The organism is Pontibacter sp. GD13 (genome assembly GCF_058216355.1).
Genome location: NZ_JBYZMQ010000018.1, coordinates 1 through 17,355, shown reverse-complemented (window position 1 = coordinate 17,355; position 17,355 = coordinate 1). Strand labels below are relative to the sequence as shown.

Annotated in this window: 25 protein-coding genes; 10 read left to right on the top strand and 15 right to left on the bottom strand. The window is 45.7% G+C overall.

Annotation, left to right across the window (positions count from 1 at the left end; genetic code table 11):
• Positions 1-172: 172 nt before the first annotated feature.
• Genes AC4BAN_RS16970 through AC4BAN_RS16935 form a run of 8 tightly spaced genes read left to right on the top strand, consistent with a single transcriptional unit; the run spans position 173 to position 6,843 of the window.
• On the top strand, positions 173-616 hold the full coding sequence (locus tag AC4BAN_RS16970) for a phage terminase small subunit-related protein (protein WP_490565611.1): 444 nt from the start codon (positions 173-175) through the stop codon (positions 614-616).
• Positions 609-2,114: a hypothetical protein gene (locus tag AC4BAN_RS16965; RefSeq protein ID WP_490565610.1), complete on the top strand. Its 1,506-nt coding sequence runs from the start codon at positions 609-611 to the stop codon at positions 2,112-2,114. Before AC4BAN_RS16970 ends, AC4BAN_RS16965 begins: the two co-directional genes overlap by 8 nt.
• A 1-nt stretch (position 2,115) precedes the next feature.
• Positions 2,116-2,511 (top strand): hypothetical protein, encoded by a 396-nt coding sequence (locus AC4BAN_RS16960; RefSeq protein WP_490565609.1) that lies wholly within the window; start codon positions 2,116-2,118, stop codon positions 2,509-2,511.
• Positions 2,486-3,034, top strand: a complete 549-nt coding sequence (locus tag AC4BAN_RS16955) for a hypothetical protein (protein WP_490565608.1) — start codon at positions 2,486-2,488, stop codon at positions 3,032-3,034. Before AC4BAN_RS16960 ends, AC4BAN_RS16955 begins: the two co-directional genes overlap by 26 nt.
• 7 nt (positions 3,035-3,041) lie before the next feature.
• Positions 3,042-3,266 carry a hypothetical protein gene (locus tag AC4BAN_RS16950; protein WP_490565607.1) on the top strand — a complete coding sequence of 75 codons (225 nt, stop codon included), beginning with the start codon at positions 3,042-3,044 and terminating at the stop codon, positions 3,264-3,266.
• A 42-nt stretch (positions 3,267-3,308) separates the two neighbouring features.
• Positions 3,309-5,786 (top strand): phage portal protein family protein, encoded by a 2,478-nt coding sequence (locus AC4BAN_RS16945; protein WP_490565606.1) that lies wholly within the window; start codon positions 3,309-3,311, stop codon positions 5,784-5,786.
• The gene (locus tag AC4BAN_RS16940; RefSeq protein ID WP_490565605.1) at positions 5,786-6,337 is read left to right on the top strand and encodes a phage virion morphogenesis family protein; all 552 of its coding nucleotides are present in this window, start codon (positions 5,786-5,788) and stop codon (positions 6,335-6,337) included. The genes AC4BAN_RS16945 and AC4BAN_RS16940 overlap by 1 nt, the downstream gene beginning before the upstream one ends.
• Positions 6,337-6,843, top strand: coding sequence for a hypothetical protein (locus AC4BAN_RS16935; protein WP_490565604.1), 507 nt, complete (start codon positions 6,337-6,339; stop codon positions 6,841-6,843). Before AC4BAN_RS16940 ends, AC4BAN_RS16935 begins: the two co-directional genes overlap by 1 nt.
• A gap of 43 nt (positions 6,844-6,886) precedes the next feature.
• Here AC4BAN_RS16935 and AC4BAN_RS16930 read toward each other — a convergent pair whose 3' ends face one another.
• The 15 genes from AC4BAN_RS16930 to AC4BAN_RS16860 form a co-directional block, all read right to left on the bottom strand.
• Positions 6,887-7,252 carry a PH domain-containing protein gene (locus AC4BAN_RS16930; RefSeq protein ID WP_490565603.1) on the bottom strand — a complete coding sequence of 122 codons (366 nt, stop codon included), beginning with the start codon at positions 7,250-7,252 and terminating at the stop codon, positions 6,887-6,889.
• A gap of 28 nt (positions 7,253-7,280) precedes the next feature.
• On the bottom strand, positions 7,281-7,496 hold the full coding sequence (locus tag AC4BAN_RS16925) for a hypothetical protein (protein WP_490565602.1): 216 nt from the start codon (positions 7,494-7,496) through the stop codon (positions 7,281-7,283).
• A 95-nt stretch (positions 7,497-7,591) separates the two neighbouring features.
• On the bottom strand, positions 7,592-8,197 hold the full coding sequence (locus AC4BAN_RS16920) for a hypothetical protein (RefSeq protein ID WP_490565601.1): 606 nt from the start codon (positions 8,195-8,197) through the stop codon (positions 7,592-7,594).
• Positions 8,198-8,371: 174 nt separating this feature from the next.
• Positions 8,372-8,785, bottom strand: a complete 414-nt coding sequence (locus AC4BAN_RS16915) for a hypothetical protein (RefSeq protein WP_490565600.1) — start codon at positions 8,783-8,785, stop codon at positions 8,372-8,374.
• Positions 8,706-9,011 (bottom strand): hypothetical protein, encoded by a 306-nt coding sequence (locus AC4BAN_RS16910; RefSeq protein ID WP_490565599.1) that lies wholly within the window; start codon positions 9,009-9,011, stop codon positions 8,706-8,708. The genes AC4BAN_RS16915 and AC4BAN_RS16910 overlap by 80 nt, the downstream gene beginning before the upstream one ends.
• Complete coding sequence (locus AC4BAN_RS16905; RefSeq protein ID WP_490565598.1) at positions 9,011-9,211, bottom strand: hypothetical protein; 201 nt, start codon at positions 9,209-9,211, stop codon at positions 9,011-9,013. Before AC4BAN_RS16905 ends, AC4BAN_RS16910 begins: the two co-directional genes overlap by 1 nt.
• Before the next feature lie 202 nt (positions 9,212-9,413).
• A complete protein-coding gene (locus AC4BAN_RS16900) occupies positions 9,414-9,578 on the bottom strand; it encodes a hypothetical protein (protein WP_490565597.1) in 165 nt (54 codons plus the stop codon).
• Between the two features lie 618 nt (positions 9,579-10,196).
• Positions 10,197-10,727 (bottom strand): host-nuclease inhibitor Gam family protein, encoded by a 531-nt coding sequence (locus AC4BAN_RS16895; RefSeq protein WP_490565596.1) that lies wholly within the window; start codon positions 10,725-10,727, stop codon positions 10,197-10,199.
• A 23-nt stretch (positions 10,728-10,750) separates the two neighbouring features.
• Entirely contained in the window at positions 10,751-11,188 is a 438-nt protein-coding gene (locus tag AC4BAN_RS16890) for a hypothetical protein (RefSeq protein WP_490565595.1), read from the bottom strand.
• An 8-nt stretch (positions 11,189-11,196) separates the two neighbouring features.
• On the bottom strand, positions 11,197-11,559 hold the full coding sequence (locus AC4BAN_RS16885) for a hypothetical protein (RefSeq protein WP_490565594.1): 363 nt from the start codon (positions 11,557-11,559) through the stop codon (positions 11,197-11,199).
• Positions 11,546-12,175 carry an AAA family ATPase gene (locus tag AC4BAN_RS16880; protein ID WP_490565593.1) on the bottom strand — a complete coding sequence of 210 codons (630 nt, stop codon included), beginning with the start codon at positions 12,173-12,175 and terminating at the stop codon, positions 11,546-11,548. Before AC4BAN_RS16880 ends, AC4BAN_RS16885 begins: the two co-directional genes overlap by 14 nt.
• A gap of 5 nt (positions 12,176-12,180) precedes the next feature.
• Positions 12,181-13,077 carry an AAA family ATPase gene (locus AC4BAN_RS16875; protein WP_490565592.1) on the bottom strand — a complete coding sequence of 299 codons (897 nt, stop codon included), beginning with the start codon at positions 13,075-13,077 and terminating at the stop codon, positions 12,181-12,183.
• A gap of 13 nt (positions 13,078-13,090) precedes the next feature.
• Positions 13,091-15,163: a hypothetical protein gene (locus AC4BAN_RS16870; RefSeq protein WP_490565591.1), complete on the bottom strand. Its 2,073-nt coding sequence runs from the start codon at positions 15,161-15,163 to the stop codon at positions 13,091-13,093.
• A gap of 232 nt (positions 15,164-15,395) precedes the next feature.
• A complete protein-coding gene (locus tag AC4BAN_RS16865) occupies positions 15,396-15,788 on the bottom strand; it encodes a hypothetical protein (RefSeq protein WP_490565590.1) in 393 nt (130 codons plus the stop codon).
• 16 nt (positions 15,789-15,804) lie between these two features.
• Positions 15,805-16,008, bottom strand: a complete 204-nt coding sequence (locus AC4BAN_RS16860; RefSeq protein WP_490565589.1) for a helix-turn-helix domain-containing protein — start codon at positions 16,006-16,008, stop codon at positions 15,805-15,807.
• Between the two features lie 82 nt (positions 16,009-16,090).
• Here AC4BAN_RS16860 and AC4BAN_RS16855 point away from each other — a divergent pair, with 82 nt between their 5' ends.
• Together AC4BAN_RS16855 and AC4BAN_RS16850 are read left to right on the top strand one after the other, a co-directional pair.
• Positions 16,091-16,750, top strand: a complete 660-nt coding sequence (locus AC4BAN_RS16855; RefSeq protein WP_490565588.1) for a S24 family peptidase — start codon at positions 16,091-16,093, stop codon at positions 16,748-16,750.
• Positions 16,751-17,156: 406 nt separating this feature from the next.
• Positions 17,157-17,355: hypothetical protein (locus AC4BAN_RS16850; protein WP_490565587.1), on the top strand; the 199-nt coding region annotated here is incomplete at its 3' end.

The following is a 17,355-nucleotide window of genomic DNA, read 5'->3' as shown; positions in this document are numbered from 1 at the left end:
CTGATTATGGTTGGTTTTATTCCCGATTGAGTTCCAAAGTAACAGCGTGAATCAGCCTAAAAAAAACGCTCCTGTACACGATGAACTGGCATTCTATCATCATGACAATCTGCGTGTTCATCATGAGAAGCAGCATTAGCGAAGCCCCTTATAAGGAGTGTATCTTGCTGGCATGGAGAAAATAACCAATGCCAAAAAGAAGGAGATAGCTGAGAAGCTTTACATCTACAATGACCAGACACAAAAGGAAATAGCGGCTGACCTGAAAGTAGCTGAGAAGACAATTTCCAAATGGAAGACAGAGGGCAAATGGGATGAGATCAAAGCGGCTCACACTTCCGGAACGGATGAACTGATCAAGGCGCTGCTGGAAGAGAACCTGGCTATTACCCGAGAAGCGAAAGCTGAAAAGCGAAGACTGACCTCAAAAGAGGTAGACATCATGTCCAAGAATGTAAAAGCCATTCAAACGCTCAGCAAGGATGTGACCCTGATCACCATTATCATGGTTTTCAAGCGCTATAACAAATGGCTTGTAGAGCTGGACCCGGAACTGGCAAGCGCCAACACCTCCTATCAAAGAAAATTCCTTTATAGCATGAATTCAGATGAGTAAGAGCCTAAAAGAAATACAGGCTTTTGAGGAACACTGTGCCGCTATCAAGCAGCAAACTTCAGCCAAAGCCAGAGAGACAAATGCTCAGGAGCGCAGGGAGCGCATCAAGCGTGCTCAGAAAGATTATGCCTTCTTTGTTCAGGAGTATTTTCCGCATTATGCAAAATCTGAGTGTGGTGACTTCCACATCAAAGCAGCCAATAAGGTACTTAAAACACCTGACCTGAGAGCGGTGATGGAATGGGCACGTGGGCATGCTAAATCCACCCACTTTAACATTATGATCCCGCTCTGGCTGAAGATTCAGGAGAAGCGGGAAATAAATGTGATGGTGTTGGTTGGCAAGTCTGAAGACAATGCTGATACGCTGCTTTCAGACCTGCAGGCAGAGCTGAGCAACAACCAGCGCTACATCTCCGATTTTGGAGAACAGCGTGTGAATGGTAGTTGGGAGAATGGTGAGTTTGTGACCAAAGATGGAGTAGCCTTCTTTGCCAGAGGCCGCGGCCAATCTCCACGTGGATTAAGGCACAGAGAATTTCGTCCGGATTACATTGTGATAGATGACCTGGATGATGATGAGCTGGTGCAGAATGAGAAACGGGTGCGCAAGCTGGTTGACTGGATCAAAGAGGCTCTGTTTGGTGCTATGGATATGGGGCAAGGCCGCTTCATTATGGTAGGCAACAGAATTCACCCTAAGTCTGTCTTAGCCAACTTGGCTAAGGTGCCCGATATCTACCACATGGTAATTAATGCCCTGGATAAAAACGGAAAGCCTACCTGGTGGCAAAAGTACACTCTGGAGATGATCCAGGCTGTTATGAAGCTTCAGGGCTTCAGGAGCTTTCAGAAGGAGTTCATGAACAATCCCATTATAGAAGGTTCTGTTTTCAAGAATGAATGGATCAAGTACAAAAAGGCATTGCCGCTCAATAAGTATGATCACCTGATAGCTTACTGTGACCCTTCCTTTAAAAGCACAAATAAGAATGACTTCAAAGCCATCAAGCTATGGGGGAAAATAGGAACAGAACTGCATTGCCTGAAGGCATTTGTCAGGCAGTCTACGGTTTCCGCTATGGTCAAGTGGTTCTATGATCTGCATGAGTCCCTTCCTGAAGGCGTGCTTTGTGAGTACTGGATGGAAGCCAACTTTATGCAGGACACCTTGCTGGATGATTTCAAAACGGAAGGTAATGAAAGAGGGTACCAGCTCCCGATCAGAGGCGATAGCAGAAAGAAACCGGATAAATTCCAGCGTATTGAGGGAGTTTCTCCACTTTGGGAGCGTGGCTTTGTCTACTACAACGAAGCCATGCAAAAAGACCCGGACATGCTAATGGGCCTGGAGCAGACATTGGCCATCGAAAAAGGGAGCCGGGCACCTGATGACGGTCCTGATGCAGACGAAGGCGCTATCTGGCTATTACAAAGGCGCACCAGGCAAAGCGGATTCAGACCGATCATTGTAAAGAGAACCAGAAAAGGCAGGTAAGATGGTAACAACAATACTCACCATATTAGGCTCAAGCGTTGTAGGTGGCGTTTTTGTCAAGCTCATTGATGTGCTGTGGATCACTAAAAAGGACATGCACACCTTAAAGATTGATGAGGCAGACAAACTAAGGCAGGAAGCCGCTGAATACCGGAAAGAGCTTAGAGAAGAGATTGACAGGCTCAGCAAAAAGGTAGAAGAGCTGGAATCAGACAGAGAAGAGAAGCAGCAGAAATACTTAAAGTTACTGAAGGAATTCATTGAACTGGAGGCAAAGCATAGCTTCCTAACCACAACACATCAAACTCTTCAGGCAGCATACAATTCGCTGCAGAAGGAATATGATCGCTTAACCAACACTGAAAAACAATATGTTTCTGATACCACAGGATTATGAGAGCATCATCCGGAACGAAATCCGGGATGCCATAGCCGATGACAGGCTATACAATATACTGGCCTCTGAGCTGGCCGCTCGTGCTGAGATGGAAGGCTACCTGCGCAAGCGCTTTGACGTGGCCAAAATCTTTATGGATGTGCTGGAGTGGAAAGAAACGGAGCAGTACTCCGCTGGCCAGTCAGTCTACTATACTGATCCGGACTTAGGTGAGCAGCAGGTGTACAAGTGCCTGCAAACTTGCATCGGTGTGGCACCAGGTGCCGGGGCTGTAGAATGGGAGCTGAAGGATGAGCGGCATCCAAGTATAAAGATGTACTTGCTGGATATAACGGTTTACCATTTATATACCGCATCTCCGGTTATACCTCAACTGCGTGTGAACCGCTATGATGCCGCCATTGCCTGGTTAAAGATGGTGCTGAAAGATGAGATCACACCTGACCTGCCATTGCTGGCTGAGCCTCCACAAAGCACGACCATACTATTAGGCAGCAGGCAAAAGCTCCGGCACATCTGGTAAACTTTTAATGATGGGAATTGAAAAGAAGTTAACAAGCGAGTGGGTAGACTTTGATGGAGATTACGAAAAGACTATTCAAGACATTGAGCTTTATGATGGCACGATATACCAGAAGTGCTGGCCTAATGCTGGTCAGTTTCATTGTATGGGTGCATTACCAGGTGGAAGGACAAAGTATGTTCCTTATACTTCTGTAAAGAGGGTAAGAAGAAGCCTTCAAGCCTATTATTAATCTAAACCTTGTTTAACGCACATTTAAAATAGAGTTAAAGGCATGGAAAATAACAAGCCTACTTACGGTTTCAAGTTTAAGCGCCTCCATGAGCAGGCACCTGCAGCCGTATCCAAAAAAGCAGCTGTGTCCATTATGGCACAGATCATCAAGCAGCAACGCACCCAGACCAGGAAAGACATTGAGGATTGGAAGCAGGCAAAGAAGCAGGCTGAGAATCCGGACAAGCCCAACAGGAGAAGGCTGATTGAGATATACCAGGATGCCGTGATTGACGGTCATTTGTCATCGCAGATGAACAACCGCATCATGCGTGTGACCAATAAGAAGTTTAAGGTTATCGATATCAATACCGGCCAGGAGGATGAGGATAAAACAAAGCTGCTCAAGAAAAAGTGGTTTAAGCAGTTCTGCTGGTTTGCCATGGAATCCATTTTCTATGGGTATAGCCTGATTGAGTTTAAGGAGCTGGACGATAAACAGCAGTTCTCAAAGGTTAAGCTGGTGTACCGTGACCACGTGTTGCCGGATCGTGAAGAGTTTTTGATCAAGCCAACCGATGAGCGCGGCATCAAATTTTCTGAGCCTCCTTATTCCAACTGGCATATAGGGGTAGGTGAAACGGATGATCTTGGTTTGCTGCTGCAGCTGAGCCTGTACGCCATCTACAAGAAAAACACCTGGGCAAGTTGGGGAGAGTTTGAAGAGATGTTCGGGGTGCCGATGCGCATAGCCAAAACAGCCACAACCGACCCTGCCGTGAAAGCGGAAATTCAAAGCTGGATGGAAGACATGGGCACCGCTGCCTATGGCGTGTTTCCGGATGATGTGGAGATTGAAATTAAGGAAAGCACCAAAGGTGATGCCTTCCAGGTGTTTGAGATGAAGCGCAAAGCCTGTAACGAAGAGATCAGTAAGCTGATCAACGGGCAAACCATGACCTCAGACAACGGCTCCAGTAAATCACAGGCTGACGTGCATGAGCGCACGGAAGATGAAATCACGCTGGATGACATGGATGACATGCAGTACCTGGTGAACGATGACCTGTTGCCGTTCCTGGCATTGCACGGCTATCCGTTCACAGAGAATGATCAGTTTGTGTGGGATCAGCAGGAAGAGCTAAGTATAAAAGACCGTTGGGCTATTGACAACGGACTGCTGCAGCACTTTGACCTGGATCCGAAAGAGATGGAAGAGCGGTATGGTACCAAGATCGTCGGCAAGAAAGAAAAGTCTACAGCCTCGGAGGGAGCTGCCGCAAATTTTAGTTCAGGTCGCATCACGGAAGTGATAGCGGCCTACATGGGTTTTCCTGAGTTTGAAGCAGTAGCTGCACTGCACAACCATCATGCACCAATTGCCAGTGCAGAGGAAAAAGAACTGCAAAAGATTTTTGACCAGGCAGCAAAGGCACTGCACAAAGGCTTGATAAGTCAGAACCAGGTGCACACTGATCTGCAGCAGGCATTGGGCCGGCACTTGTATAAAGGAGTGCTGGGAGCCTTTGACAAGAATCCGGATTATGATACGCCTGACAATGCCATGCTTGCTTACCTGCAGCAGAATGTCTTTGCTTTCTCTGCTGCCAAGTCTTATACAGAGCTGAACGAGATGCGGAATTTACTGCTTGATGAGAAGCAGGAGATAAAGCCCTTCCATAAGTTCTATAATGATGTATTGCAGGTGCATGAGACCTATAATAAGAAGTTTCTGCTGGCCGAGTATAATCATGCTATTGGTAGTAGCCAGATGGCTTCTTTATGGCTCACCTATGAAAAGGGGCAGGATAAATTTTACCTGGTATATACCACAGCAGGAGATAAGAGGGTAAGGCCGGAGCATGACAGGCTGAATGGCATTTGTTTGCCAATGGATGATCCGTTCTGGGATATTTGGTTACCGCTGAATGGTTGGGGCTGCAGATGTGACGTAATGCAGAAGCTGATGAGTAAGGCGAAGCCTACTGATCAGGAGGTAGTGCGAGAGCTGACAAAGGAAGTAAAGCAGGCTCCAATGTTCAGCAACAACACAGGCAAGAGCAGACAGGTGTTTAAGGATAATCACCCATACTTTAAGAATGTGAGTGGTAAGGTAGACGAACTGCGTGCCAGGGAAAACTACAACATGCCTTCTGTTGGCTCTCTTTATAAGAAGCCTGACAAGTTTCCTAACAACCCTAATAAAGGCACCACAAAGGAAGAAGCTGCGGAATGGCTGAAGAAGTTGCAGAACAAAGAAGGTGTGGCCGTACTGCCCAATGTGAACGGGCATAAGATAGCAGTTCAGGGTGTGGGCAATAGCTCCTTAACACACTTTAAAAACCTACCGGATGTACTGACTAAGCCTGATGAAGTGTATGCCCGAAACAAGAGGCTTTATTATATCAAGTACTACCAGGATAAGCCGGTAGTGGTAACTGTGGATATGAAGCCTGACTTACTGGAGTTCGTGACACTGCAGGCAAGCACACCGGCTGCTATGGAGGAAATGAGGAAAGGAATTTTACTTTATAGATAATGGAGCAGTTTCCACATCCGTTCGGCAAACTTGCCAGGCAATACCGGGAAATGAGGCGCAGGCTACCAGCTGAGTTCAGTATGATAGCCGCGGCCCATTTCAAGGAAAACTTCATCAGGCAGGGATACCTGAACAATGGAGCGGTAGTGGCCTGGCAAGCACGTAAGCAAGCAGAGGAAGGAAAGAGCAGGGCGCTCCTGACCAAGTCCGGAAGGTTAAGGCGCGGCATCAGGCCAAGCAGCACCTATGCTTATGCCAGGGTAACAAACAATGTTCCCTACGCTGCAGCTCACAATGAAGGAATGGTACTAAATGGAAGGGCAAAGGTAGGCCAGCACAGGCGCAGGCTTTTCATACAGGAGGAAGTATCCAGGCCAGGCGCTAAAAGTGAGAAGTGGGTAAAGAAAAAGGTAGGTTCAACGCAGGTAAGCGCTCACAGCAGGCAAATGAATACCACCATACCGGCCAGGCCCTTCATGATCACCACACCGGACCTGCTTCAGGAACTGGAAGACTTTGCATTTAGTGAAATAGATAAAATCTGGAAGTAATGTTATTAGAAGCATATTTAGCAATACAAGACATGGTGCTGGCATCCGGTGCCGGTATCAGGCACTTTGACTGGTTCAATCAGCAGTACCTGAATGACAACAAGGAAGGATTTGTTACGCCTGCCGTGTTCGTGGAATTTATTCCGGCGCCTACCAGCAGCCTGACGAACAAAGTACAAAAGGCAGAGCTGAACTTCAGACTTCACCTGGTGACAGAGCGAACCAGGCATACGCACAAAAGCCCTAAACAAGTACTGGCGTTGGATCACCTGAAGAAGGCAGAGGAAGTTTTTAAAGGGTTTGAAGGTAAGGGCTATGTAAAGCCAGCTGACGAATCGACACCGGAAGCGAGGAAGATACTCAACAGCTGCAGCAGGGTCAGCATCGTGCCTGATCATAGCATGAATGAACTGGCAGTGACTATACAGGAATTCAAAACGGTGGCATTTGACTACAGTGCTGTGCCATCGAAACTGAAGGTAAAGGCAAGACAGGTTTTCACATAAAAAAAGCCCCTTGTTACAGGGGCTTTTTCATTCTGTTTTCAATTTAAATTACCTTCTCAGATAGTTTGACAAATACTTTTTTAGCTTCCTGCTCATCATAATTCTTAAATTCATACTTGTGTGAGCCAACATGAATTTCAACTTCCTTTGATAAAGTAAATGCTCCGCCTTTGGCTAAATTGATTGCAGTGATTTTACTATAAGAAATGGAGGCAAGTGATTTTTTAGTAGACACTAGCTTGTTGTCCACTAATAAAACCCTCCGATCTGTGAAGGCCATATAATCTTCATTCATCAAGAAGATCTCTTCTAAACTTTCACCAGGAACAAGTAAAGGTGTCACTTCATCAATAGCACGTTCTCTACTTTTTGCGTTTGCTTTTTCAACGAAATTATTCAGGAATCCCATGTATACAAGTGTTTATAGGTTATAAGAATTACAAATGTGGGTTCTTAAGTATTCTGACTATTCGAGTCTGGCTGATAAAGAACTCTTCTTCGAGTTTTTTCAGCACATCATCATAACGTAGCCTGTCCTTGTTATAAAGCTTTTCAAACTTCTCTACCACTTTCTGATTGCGCTTTAGCATGTTGATTCGGATCGTGATGGCCCTTGCTTTGTCTGCGGGTCTGCTGTATTTAGGCTTAGTCACATGTTCCATCATAAGCTAAATATAAGCACTTTCAGGTTTAAATAGCAGATTTTAATATATAAATATAACAATAGTTTAATAAGATTAGGGCATTTTTACTTCCAGTCAATGATCTGGCCGGTACGTGCTTTTACAGGCTGATAGCCCATTGCTCTCAGGTGCCTGTAATAATCTGCATGTTCAGCGTCCGGAAGTTTTTTAAAGTAATCAGCATCCCATTTATTCGGGTGCTTGGTTGTTGAAGAGTTTGCAGAACTTATCAGCAGCTCTATTTGATTGGTGTGGCTTACATAGTTGCCAACACTCTTTGGCTTGCTCCACCATTCATCACAATCGAAGTAAGCTGTCAATAACTGCTCTGACACGTCAACATTTGACAGCATACCGATCTCTTTTGGCTTGATCTTGTAAGGGATTGTAAAGCGCTTGGAGTAGAACTTGCACCAGAGCGCGACCTTCAGGCCGTTATCCATCTGCTTTTTCATGTTCTTCTCTACCACGTTGAAGCCTAGTTTTCTGAAACTGTCAAGGTCCTGTACCTGGAAGGGGAAATTAAGCTTAAAAAGCTCTTTTTGAACAGTGTTTAAAGGTTCTTTAAAATTCATTTTAAGCTCTGTCAGAGTGCCGGATATAAACACAAATTGGGCATACCCTTTTAGCTTTTCGCTCTTTACGTTAAAAATTGATTTCTCTTGGCTCATTGTCATCTTTGGCTCTAATTTATTGCAGATTGGAAAGGAAGCGAGTGAGAGACTCCAGGCCATGCAACATATCTGCTATTTGCTCACTTGTCAGGCCACTGGTAACCGAGAGCAGTATGTTATACTGACCCTTTGTTTCTTCTCTTACTAAACAAACTCTTGCCTCTGCCATACCTATAATTTAACTGCTCCTAAAAGGAAGCTTTTGTACACCTTTTCAAATTGAGATACCAGTTTGGGTAGTTCTTCGAAGCTGTGATCATTTAGCTTTTTCTTGAACTGGCCGTAATGCTCACACCAGTGGTTCAGGCGCTGCATATCAAACTTGCCGTTTTTGGTCCATCGCATCTCATAGGCATAGTGAATCATTTTCTTTCGCATCCGGTCAGCAGCCTGCTCTTTTTCTGTTCCTTTTGGAGTTGATGGCAACTGATCTATGTATGCCTCCAGGTGCTTGATCAGCCCTTCAGCTTCCGGCTTGTAAAGCTCCTTGCTGCTGGTGGCTCTGCTACTGCTGAAGGATTGCACAAGGTCTGCTTTGTGCTCCTGCAGGTTCGCCTGGTTGAGCAGCTGATTTAGCCGCCTCATCTGTCCTGTTTGTATAAGTTCTTTTACCATATGCTTTTTCTAACTCTAATAATTCTGATTTCGCTCTTTCCAGTTCTACTCTTCTTTCCTTCTGCAATTGCTCGTAAGTGGCCAGGCAAATAATATCATGGTGCAACTGAAACAACAGCTCGTCACCGGCTTTTATCAATAGCTTCACATAGGCTCTTAGCACTATCAGCATGAAGTAGCCAGAAGGAGCAGCCATTACTTTTTAGCATTGTATACCTCGGATAGTAATATGGCTGCTGCAACCATGCCTACAAGCGCCTTCAGGAAGACATGAAGCATAAACTGATCAGCATCATGCGGGGGCGGCACAAGCAAGTTGGCTACTATCACAGCAAGAACCACCAGTAAGGTGGCACCGCTGATTTTTCGGTTTTTCTTTGGCTTTAGGGTTATCATATAAGGGTGGTTGGGGTGAAAAGAGAAGGTTGGCAGTTTACTTTTTAATTATTGCCTTTCGGGCTGCAGCTCGGGCTTCGTTCAATTCCCTGGCTTTGTCCTGATGGATTATGTTGATCAGCTGTGCAACCTGATGCTGATTGAAATGCGGCTTAAAGTTCTTATTCCGCTCTGGTAATCGGGTTCTTATTTTCATGTTTTTTTATATGATTCCGTACTTCTTTTTTCCTTTCTGAATGCGTTTGGTGATCTCAGCCTGTTCCGCTTCTGTTACCAATGCCATTCCTTTCAAAACCTGAAGCGCAGCTTCAGCGCTACTGAACCTGGCTTTTAGCCGGGCTTCCATCTGTTGTAGTTGTAGGTCCATTGCTTTTCTTGAATTTGGCTACTCCGTAAAAATCGTCGCTTAGATTGTGTGGTTCCTTTATGCACCAAGTATACATGCCATGTTTTGCATCCCATTCTACCGTTGCCTCTTTGCCCTGCCAAGGTGTATGCTTGTAGAACCTTTCTATTATAATGGTATCCCCATCTGCAACCGCGTTGCCATAGGAATCTTTAAATGTCATCACGTTTGCCATTTGATTATTTGATACTCAAAACTCTCTCTAGCCTTAAGGTGACATTGTAGAGTTCGTTGGTGCTGCAGTAACTGGCACGATGCAGGAGTTCATCTATGATCCTGTTTCTCCGGTATTCCCAAAGCAGCCATTTTTTTATTCTCCTCATAGCACCGCGTATTCTTGAGGGTTAAAGTTTGGATTAGCTCCTGATCTGTAATTGAAATAGCCTTCTCTATAAATATCCTGCAAATAGCAGTTACATGAGTATAGTGAGCGTTTCTCAAAAGGAATTTTCGCAGCTCTGCAGTCAGCATCGTGCTCCTGTATCTCAGAGTCGTTTATTACTTGTTTCTTCTTCATTTAATTATCTCTAAAAGGATGAAAGAAAGCCTGGAGGCTGGCAGTACCTCCAGGCTGAAAGATTAGGCCAGTACTGCAGCCTGCTCTTTTTTAGGTTCTACATAGAAGGTTTCATTCTGCTTCACCTCAATGCCGACTTTTTCAAACAGATCTGCAATCTCTTCTTTGTCGCGGTCAGCCAGTAGCTTATCCTTTGCCGGCTCATCTACTGTTCTCACATAATCAGGCAGGAAGGTTTTGAGCAGGTTCGTAACAGCTGGCCATGTAAAGCCTTTCAAAGTCTTTAAGGCAGGGGTGCCGGTTCTGAAGCCAAGTATACCATGGGTAAACTCCAGGCTCTTTTTCTTGGTGAACTGATCAGGGTTGGTGATAGCATAGTGCTGCAGCTGCTCCATTCTCTTATCACGCTCTTCGCACAGGCGGTTAAGCTCATCCTGGTGCTTCTCGCGTATTTTGGTAATCTGCATGTCCATCTTTGCAGTTACATGGTTGATCTGAGCATCATAGCTGGCATACTCTCCGAAGATAACTTCAGCTTGATCTTTGGTGATCTCTTCCGTGATCAGTACTTTTTTTGCGCGTCCTTTGGCCATTGTAGTAAAAATTTAAAGGTTGTTTATTGATTGATTAATTGTTTTTTAACTGTTGCTTTTCTGATGCTCTCCATCACCGTTGACTCTGGTACCACGTCCAGCCGAATTGCCATGTGATAGGCAGCATAGAATTCTTTAAAGGTGTTCTGATCAGTTACCTGCACAAAGCTTTGCGAAGGTTTGCCGTTGGCTAGTGGCGTTTGGTAGTAGGTTTCACCGTCTACCATCTTCAGGTTCATCAGTAATTGATCATCGCGTGAGAACCATTGGTTAAGCCACCATGCCCAAAACAAAGGATGCTGCAGCACTACGCTTCGCTCTTCTTCATTCAGGTAGAGCTTTGTTTCCAGGTACTCCAGACCTGTCTCTATTCGTAGCCAGAACAGCCACTCGAAATCGTTCTTCAGGAAGTACAGCACACTATCCTGGATAATCTTGTTACTAACTCTAATGGATTGCATTGACATGGCTATGATAGTTTTTGATGTAGTTTCATAAATAATTCAATCAGGAAAGGGTAATCGCTTTGGCACTCCTGAAATACTCCCCAAAGCATGATGGCCTCTGTTCTGGAAACCTTCATTTGTATTGTATCCGGCACTTTCCGCGTATCAAAATGCAGGTCATAGAGATCGTAGCAGATGGAGAACTTTGAGTAATGGGCATAGTTGCCGGAGTTAATGCCGCTGCTCAGGTTGCAGTATTCATTTGCCCGTTCAGCAGCTTCGTACAGGAACTGGCAGAGCTGAATGATTGCCATACCCTCAAATAACATCTTGATCTGGCCTTTGGCGGTTACTGTAACCGCTTTGTCCTTTTTAGTCTTGTCCATTACAGATGGCTCCAATCTTTTCGTCAATAAAAAGTCTGCCACCGGGGCACCTGCCGCTCACATGGCAGGCCAGCCCTTGCACGCGCATGATGATCTTTGCCATCTTGCGGCAATGCTTAGCGATAGCCGGGGTAGGCTCATTCCTTTCCTCGTGCGCCATGATGACAAAAAGGGTATTGGGAAACTCGTTTTTAAGGCTGGTGATGTCCTTTTTGGTTAGCTCATCCGCGTAAATGGTCATGTTGTCTATAAAGACAGCCCGTGGGGCCCTGCGCTTTTTCAGTCGCTCTTTAATCTCCTCAATTGACTCATACTCCACCACATGAAGCCCTCTTTTATTGTAGTCAATGCCGTTTCGTTCGCAGGCATCTACAAAGGCTTTATCCTTTCCCTCTTCAGCTGACACATACAGCACCTTAATCTGACCCGACCCGCTTTCGCTGAGGTAGTCAGCCAGTTGCAGGGCGAAGGTGGTTTTGCCGTTCTTCTCTCTACCGTATATCAGCCAGATACCGCCCTTGGAAGGCTCTCCAAATACTTCTAACCAAACTCCGTCAAACTTATATGTATCAAACACCTGGTCGTACAGGTTCTTTATTGTTAAAGCTCTTGCCATATTTATTATGAATTAAGAATCAGTAAACTTTCCGCTCTTCTCAGGCCACCGATATGCCCGTTCTCGTCCTGGATCAGGCAGCGCTTTACGATTTGCTCCAGCTGGCTCTTATCCTGCATGTTCACGCTCAGCACGTCGGCAATCAGTTTGCGGTAAAAGCCGATGCGCTCATGCCGCTCCAAAGGCACGGTGGTGGTGTAGCGGTCAGAAAAGCGGGAGAACAGTTCGGCATAGCCTACTTTCTTGCTTCTAATGCCTCTGTCTATCTTGGCTCTCAGACCATCGGCACCCATCATGTACCAGCCGCAGGCATCCTGCGTGGCATTCCACATTTCTTTCAGTTCCAGGAAGGCGGGATAGTCCAGGTCACCGGCTTCATCTATGATCACCATCGGGTTAGGCAGCATTTTGAGGTAGAACTTAATGTTGGCCTTCACGTCTGCGTATTTGCCCTGGTGATCCACACCGATTGTCTTTGCAAGCAGGCGGATGAAAAGCTGCTTCGTTTTGGCCTGGCTGGCATCCACGTAGAAGCAGTTTTTAAGGGTTCTGGAAAGGTATTTGGCAGAGTAGGTTTTTCCGATAGCAGGCGCATCCACGCAGATCATGCTCTTGGAGTAAGTCTGGCAAAACACGATATCATTCTCGATGCGGGTAAAGACATCGGTACGGGCCATATTCCATTTGCGCTCGTTCAGCGTCACGCCAAGTTCGCGGCCAAGGTTCAGCCATTGCGTATCGCGCAGCAAGCCTGTCAGCTCACCGGCTTTCAGTCGGCTGTACACGGAGTTGTTCAGGCTCCATTGCTTGGAGAAAGCGGCATCGCTACCGTCGAAGTTCTGTCGCACCTCCAGTAAGGCTGCCACTACTTTCTGTTTGAATTCTTTTGTTAGCTGTAACATAGGGGTATATAGGTTAGAATGTGTCTTTCAATGATCCCACGTAGCTGCGGGTGTCCGGTGTCATGGTTTCCTCGTACTCGTCAGGCTCCTGCAGTATCTCCACTTCCTCCGGCTCATGCACGTAAGCGTGGGACTTCTTTAATCCAGGCATCACGAAGTCCTTCTTCACGACCGGGGTGTTCTCGATAATGGTGATCGGCTCCAGAACTGCCTTTTGCTGTTTGGCGTAGGCTTCGATGGTGGCCACGTACTTGCTCATCATCTCCCTGTTTTCCAGGTCTTGCGGTGTCTGCTCGATTCTGGCTCTGTTGTAGGTTGGCTTGGCCACGGCCTCGCAGATGTACTGTGTTCCCTGGAATACCAGCGCCTTGAATACTTTGCCTTCGTTGTCATCCAGCCAGTACACTTCAATCTGCTGGCCTTCTACCTGCTTCATCAGCCTGATCAGCTGCTCACCTGTGCTAATCTGCCCGCTTTCACCTAGCAGGAACTCTCTGTTCTGCAGCCGGATGATGCCGACATTGCAGCTGGTGTTTGTCTTGTAGCCGATGTAAGGCAGAATGGACTGATAATTTGTTGGAAGCAGATTCGGGTTCTGCCTTTCCTCGAATACCTTCCAGCGGGTTTTATAGGGCTTGTCTGAGAATCCGTACATCCTGAAATCCTCCACCGCTTCAGGATAATCGCTGTGCGGCATGTTGTTCCAGGTCTCGATGTCGCTCAGGCAACCGTCCCGGATGGTATCGAAAGGCAGCTCCGGCACGGCATCAGGTCCGGCTTGGTTGCTTTCGCTCAGAGCAAATGGTCTGGCTAACCAGCCCTCGCGCTTTTTCTCCAGCTGGTATCGCAGCGGCTTATAGTATGCCTCAATGCGTTTGCCTCGCGCGTTGTTGGCTTCAATTCTGACATACTGAAACATAGCGCCTTCTTTCAGGAAGGTATTCACGAAGGAGCTGTTCAAACTCATCTCAGCTTCCAGTTCGGCTGGCAGGTTGAAGCCCCACATGGCATAGTTGCGCACCATCTGACGGTAGAAGTCTATAATCAGACCTTCCTTATCCTTGCCATACACCCAACAGGTGAAAGCCTCCGATGCCAGATCAATACCGTTGTAGAACCAGATGCGCTTACCGCCCGGAATCTTGAAAGGTGGCTGACGGTCATCAATGGAAATGATGCTGCCTGCAAAGTGTGGCCGCTCCAAAGAGTGCCAAGGCTTGAACTGCTGCATAAGCTTTTGGCGGTCACCGCTACGTGCCGCATAGGTGCCGATCTTATTGGACCATTGCGACAGATAGCCGGTTACTGTTTTCGGGCTTAGCTTTTTAAAGCCTTTCGGGCTGTAGAGTTCTCCTGTGGCGTTGTTGATCACTTCCACGTAGCCAGACAGGAAAGCATTGTACTGGCGGTGCACCTCTGTAGCGGTTGGCTTTGTCTTCTTCTCGCTGAACATGCTGTTAAGGAGAAGCAAAGTTTCATCGGTCACCTTACGAGCGTTGTTATTCTTGTGTCTTTTAGAGATCAGGCTGCCGTATCCGTCTTGGGTGAAGTTTTTCAGCACATCCCGAAACATCCGCTCACCCTGTGGCAGCGTGTGCTCCACTCCGTGCTTCACCTTTAAAGTCTTGTTAAAGCCGTTGGCATCACTAAGCAGGATACCCATCACACCTGTCTGGCTCATGCCTTTATTTCTGCGTTCGTTAATTCGTTCTTCTTTCAGAATAAGTAGCGCCTTAATTAGGCTGGCGTTGATGATGTAGCGCTCCTGGTAGTCCATGTCCAGCGCGGTACCGTCTGCAAAGCGGAAGTCTCTGTAAAAAGCGACCGCCTCGCTGTCCACTTTATAATATACCTCCAGTATGTGGTCTACTTTGCGAGGATCACCAATACCATCCTGTATGTGGGATGGCAGGCTGTCGAAGGCAACCAGTAACTGCCTGCCGTGGCCTCCAACCTGTACCCGCTTGATACCGTAGTTTTTGTCTTCATAGCGCTTGATGTTCTTATGCAAAGCATCATAACTATACCAATCAGGCACCAGCTCCTCTTTCGTTACTACCCATATGTTATTCCATAAGTGCGGCATATGCTTTCGGTGTTTGATGGTTGTTGAATCGGTTTTGTCTGTTGCCCGCCAGGACTCGAACCTGGGTGTATGCCATTCGGGCAAAAAGTCCTATGTTTAAGCTGTCAAACCTTTAAAACCTTAGGACTTATGAGTGAATTAGCATTGAAACTTTATGAGGATTGCCTAGCTGAGCGAAGCGTTACCCTTGATCCTGTACAGGAAGAGAAATTCAGGTATGCCTGCCAGAAAGCTATAGCCGAGAACCCAGGGGAAACTTATCCGGCTCTGATGATCGCGTGCAGGGTGTATCTGAACTTTGTCCGAGATTTCCCTTCTTTAGACCTAGGTCCGATTCGACATCCTGCACCGCCTTCAGAAGAATCTTAGTCAGGTTTTCTTTCACAGCTTCACCATCATGAACATTCCCGTTGATGGTGAAGCTGTCTGTAAGTCTGTCGATGTTAAGGGTAAGGTTTACCACTTTTGTATGGTAGGCTTCATCCACAACATTTATCCTTTTTACCTTTTTGATAATATGGCGCGTGAAACTGTGTTGAGGTTCTAATACATACACATCAGATAATTCTGTAGCCAAGCACTCTAGCATAATAATCAGCTCTTCTTTTTCTTTTAGTGTGATCATTGTCTTTAGATTTAAGTTATTCCTGTACTCTCTTTAACTCTTCTTTCAATAGCTCCACGATGCGGGTACCCTTGTAGTGGCCGTTGATGATGTTGCTCAGCACAACACGGCTGCATCCTATCTTTTTGGCCAGCGCATTGACCTTGAAGCCCGACTCTTCCACCTGCTTTTTCAGGGGCAGGTTCTGCGGGTATTTCACCTTTATGTTTGTTGCTACCATTTTGTATATATATTTGTGTTAATACTTACTTTCGTGTAATACTTACGCAAATGTGTAGAAAAATATCTCAACTGTCAAGAGTATGGAGAAAAATATCTCTGGTATAAAGGCCAGAATTATGCAGCATATTGAAGTACAAGGCATTAGCAAACGAAAATTTTACCAAGAAACTGGTATGTCTAATGGTGTGCTTGATAAGGTGACTGGTCTTACAGAGGATAATATAGAGAAATATATCTCCACTTATCCAGATATCAATACGGAATGGCTCCTTACAGGAAAAGGAGATATGTTCAAATCATCTACACAAATAACTCCATCCACTTCTTTACCTACAGTTGTTACAGCGGGCACTCCTTTGGTAAGAATAGAAGCATTTGGCGGATTGGGTAACGCAGTGTTCAGTATTGAAGACAAGGATATCCAGGCGCGGTACGTGGTGCCTGATTTTGAAGACTCTGATTTTATGATAAGAGTAAAAGGGAGTAGCATGTACCCCAAGTATAACAGCGGAGATGTGGTAGCCTGCCGTATTCTGAAAGAGCGCTCCTTTATACAATGGAACAAGGTACATGTTATTGCCACCTATGAGCAGGGTGTGCTTATAAAACGCCTAAAGAAAGGACCGGATGCAGCAACGGTTACTGCTGTGAGCGATAATAAAGACTATGATCCGTTTGATGTTCCTTGGAAAGAGATCACCGGCATAGCCCTGGTAGTAGGTGTGATCAGATTAGAGTAAATAATGGTAAAAATATTGCAACACACACATCTTTTATTACAAACCCGCGTACAATCCACTATAAAAACCTGTTAATCAATAAATTACAACCTATATTTTTTTATTATTCACTTGTCATAAGGGGGGGGCAATTCTTCCAATACCTAATTTTAATATATTCCCACTATCACTTATTGGAGGGCGTTCGCGACCCTCCCAAAACCGTACTTTGTCCACCCAACTGTCCATCCAACTGTCCATCCAACTCAAAAACAGTACTATTTTACAATGAAAACAGCCCTGTCTGTGTCTTGCTGAAAAGCACACAAACAGGGCTGAAAAAGCTACGTTTAATCAGTATTTAATCAGGCTTTATTCGGCATTTATAGGGCTTTTAAGGCCGTTTTACCTATCTTGGTACCAGATAATGGAAGATAATGCAACAGAAGGCTTAATAAAGGCTGGAAGATTAACCAGGAATGGAAGAGTATTAACTTTTTTGAAATTTCGTTTTACATGGCCAGTAGCTCACTTTTCCACCAAAAACCGCCTATATCTGCAAAAAACGCCTTTTTTTTGCCTTTTTGCCTTTTATTCTTTATTGCAGTTTTGTTTTACCCCCTATA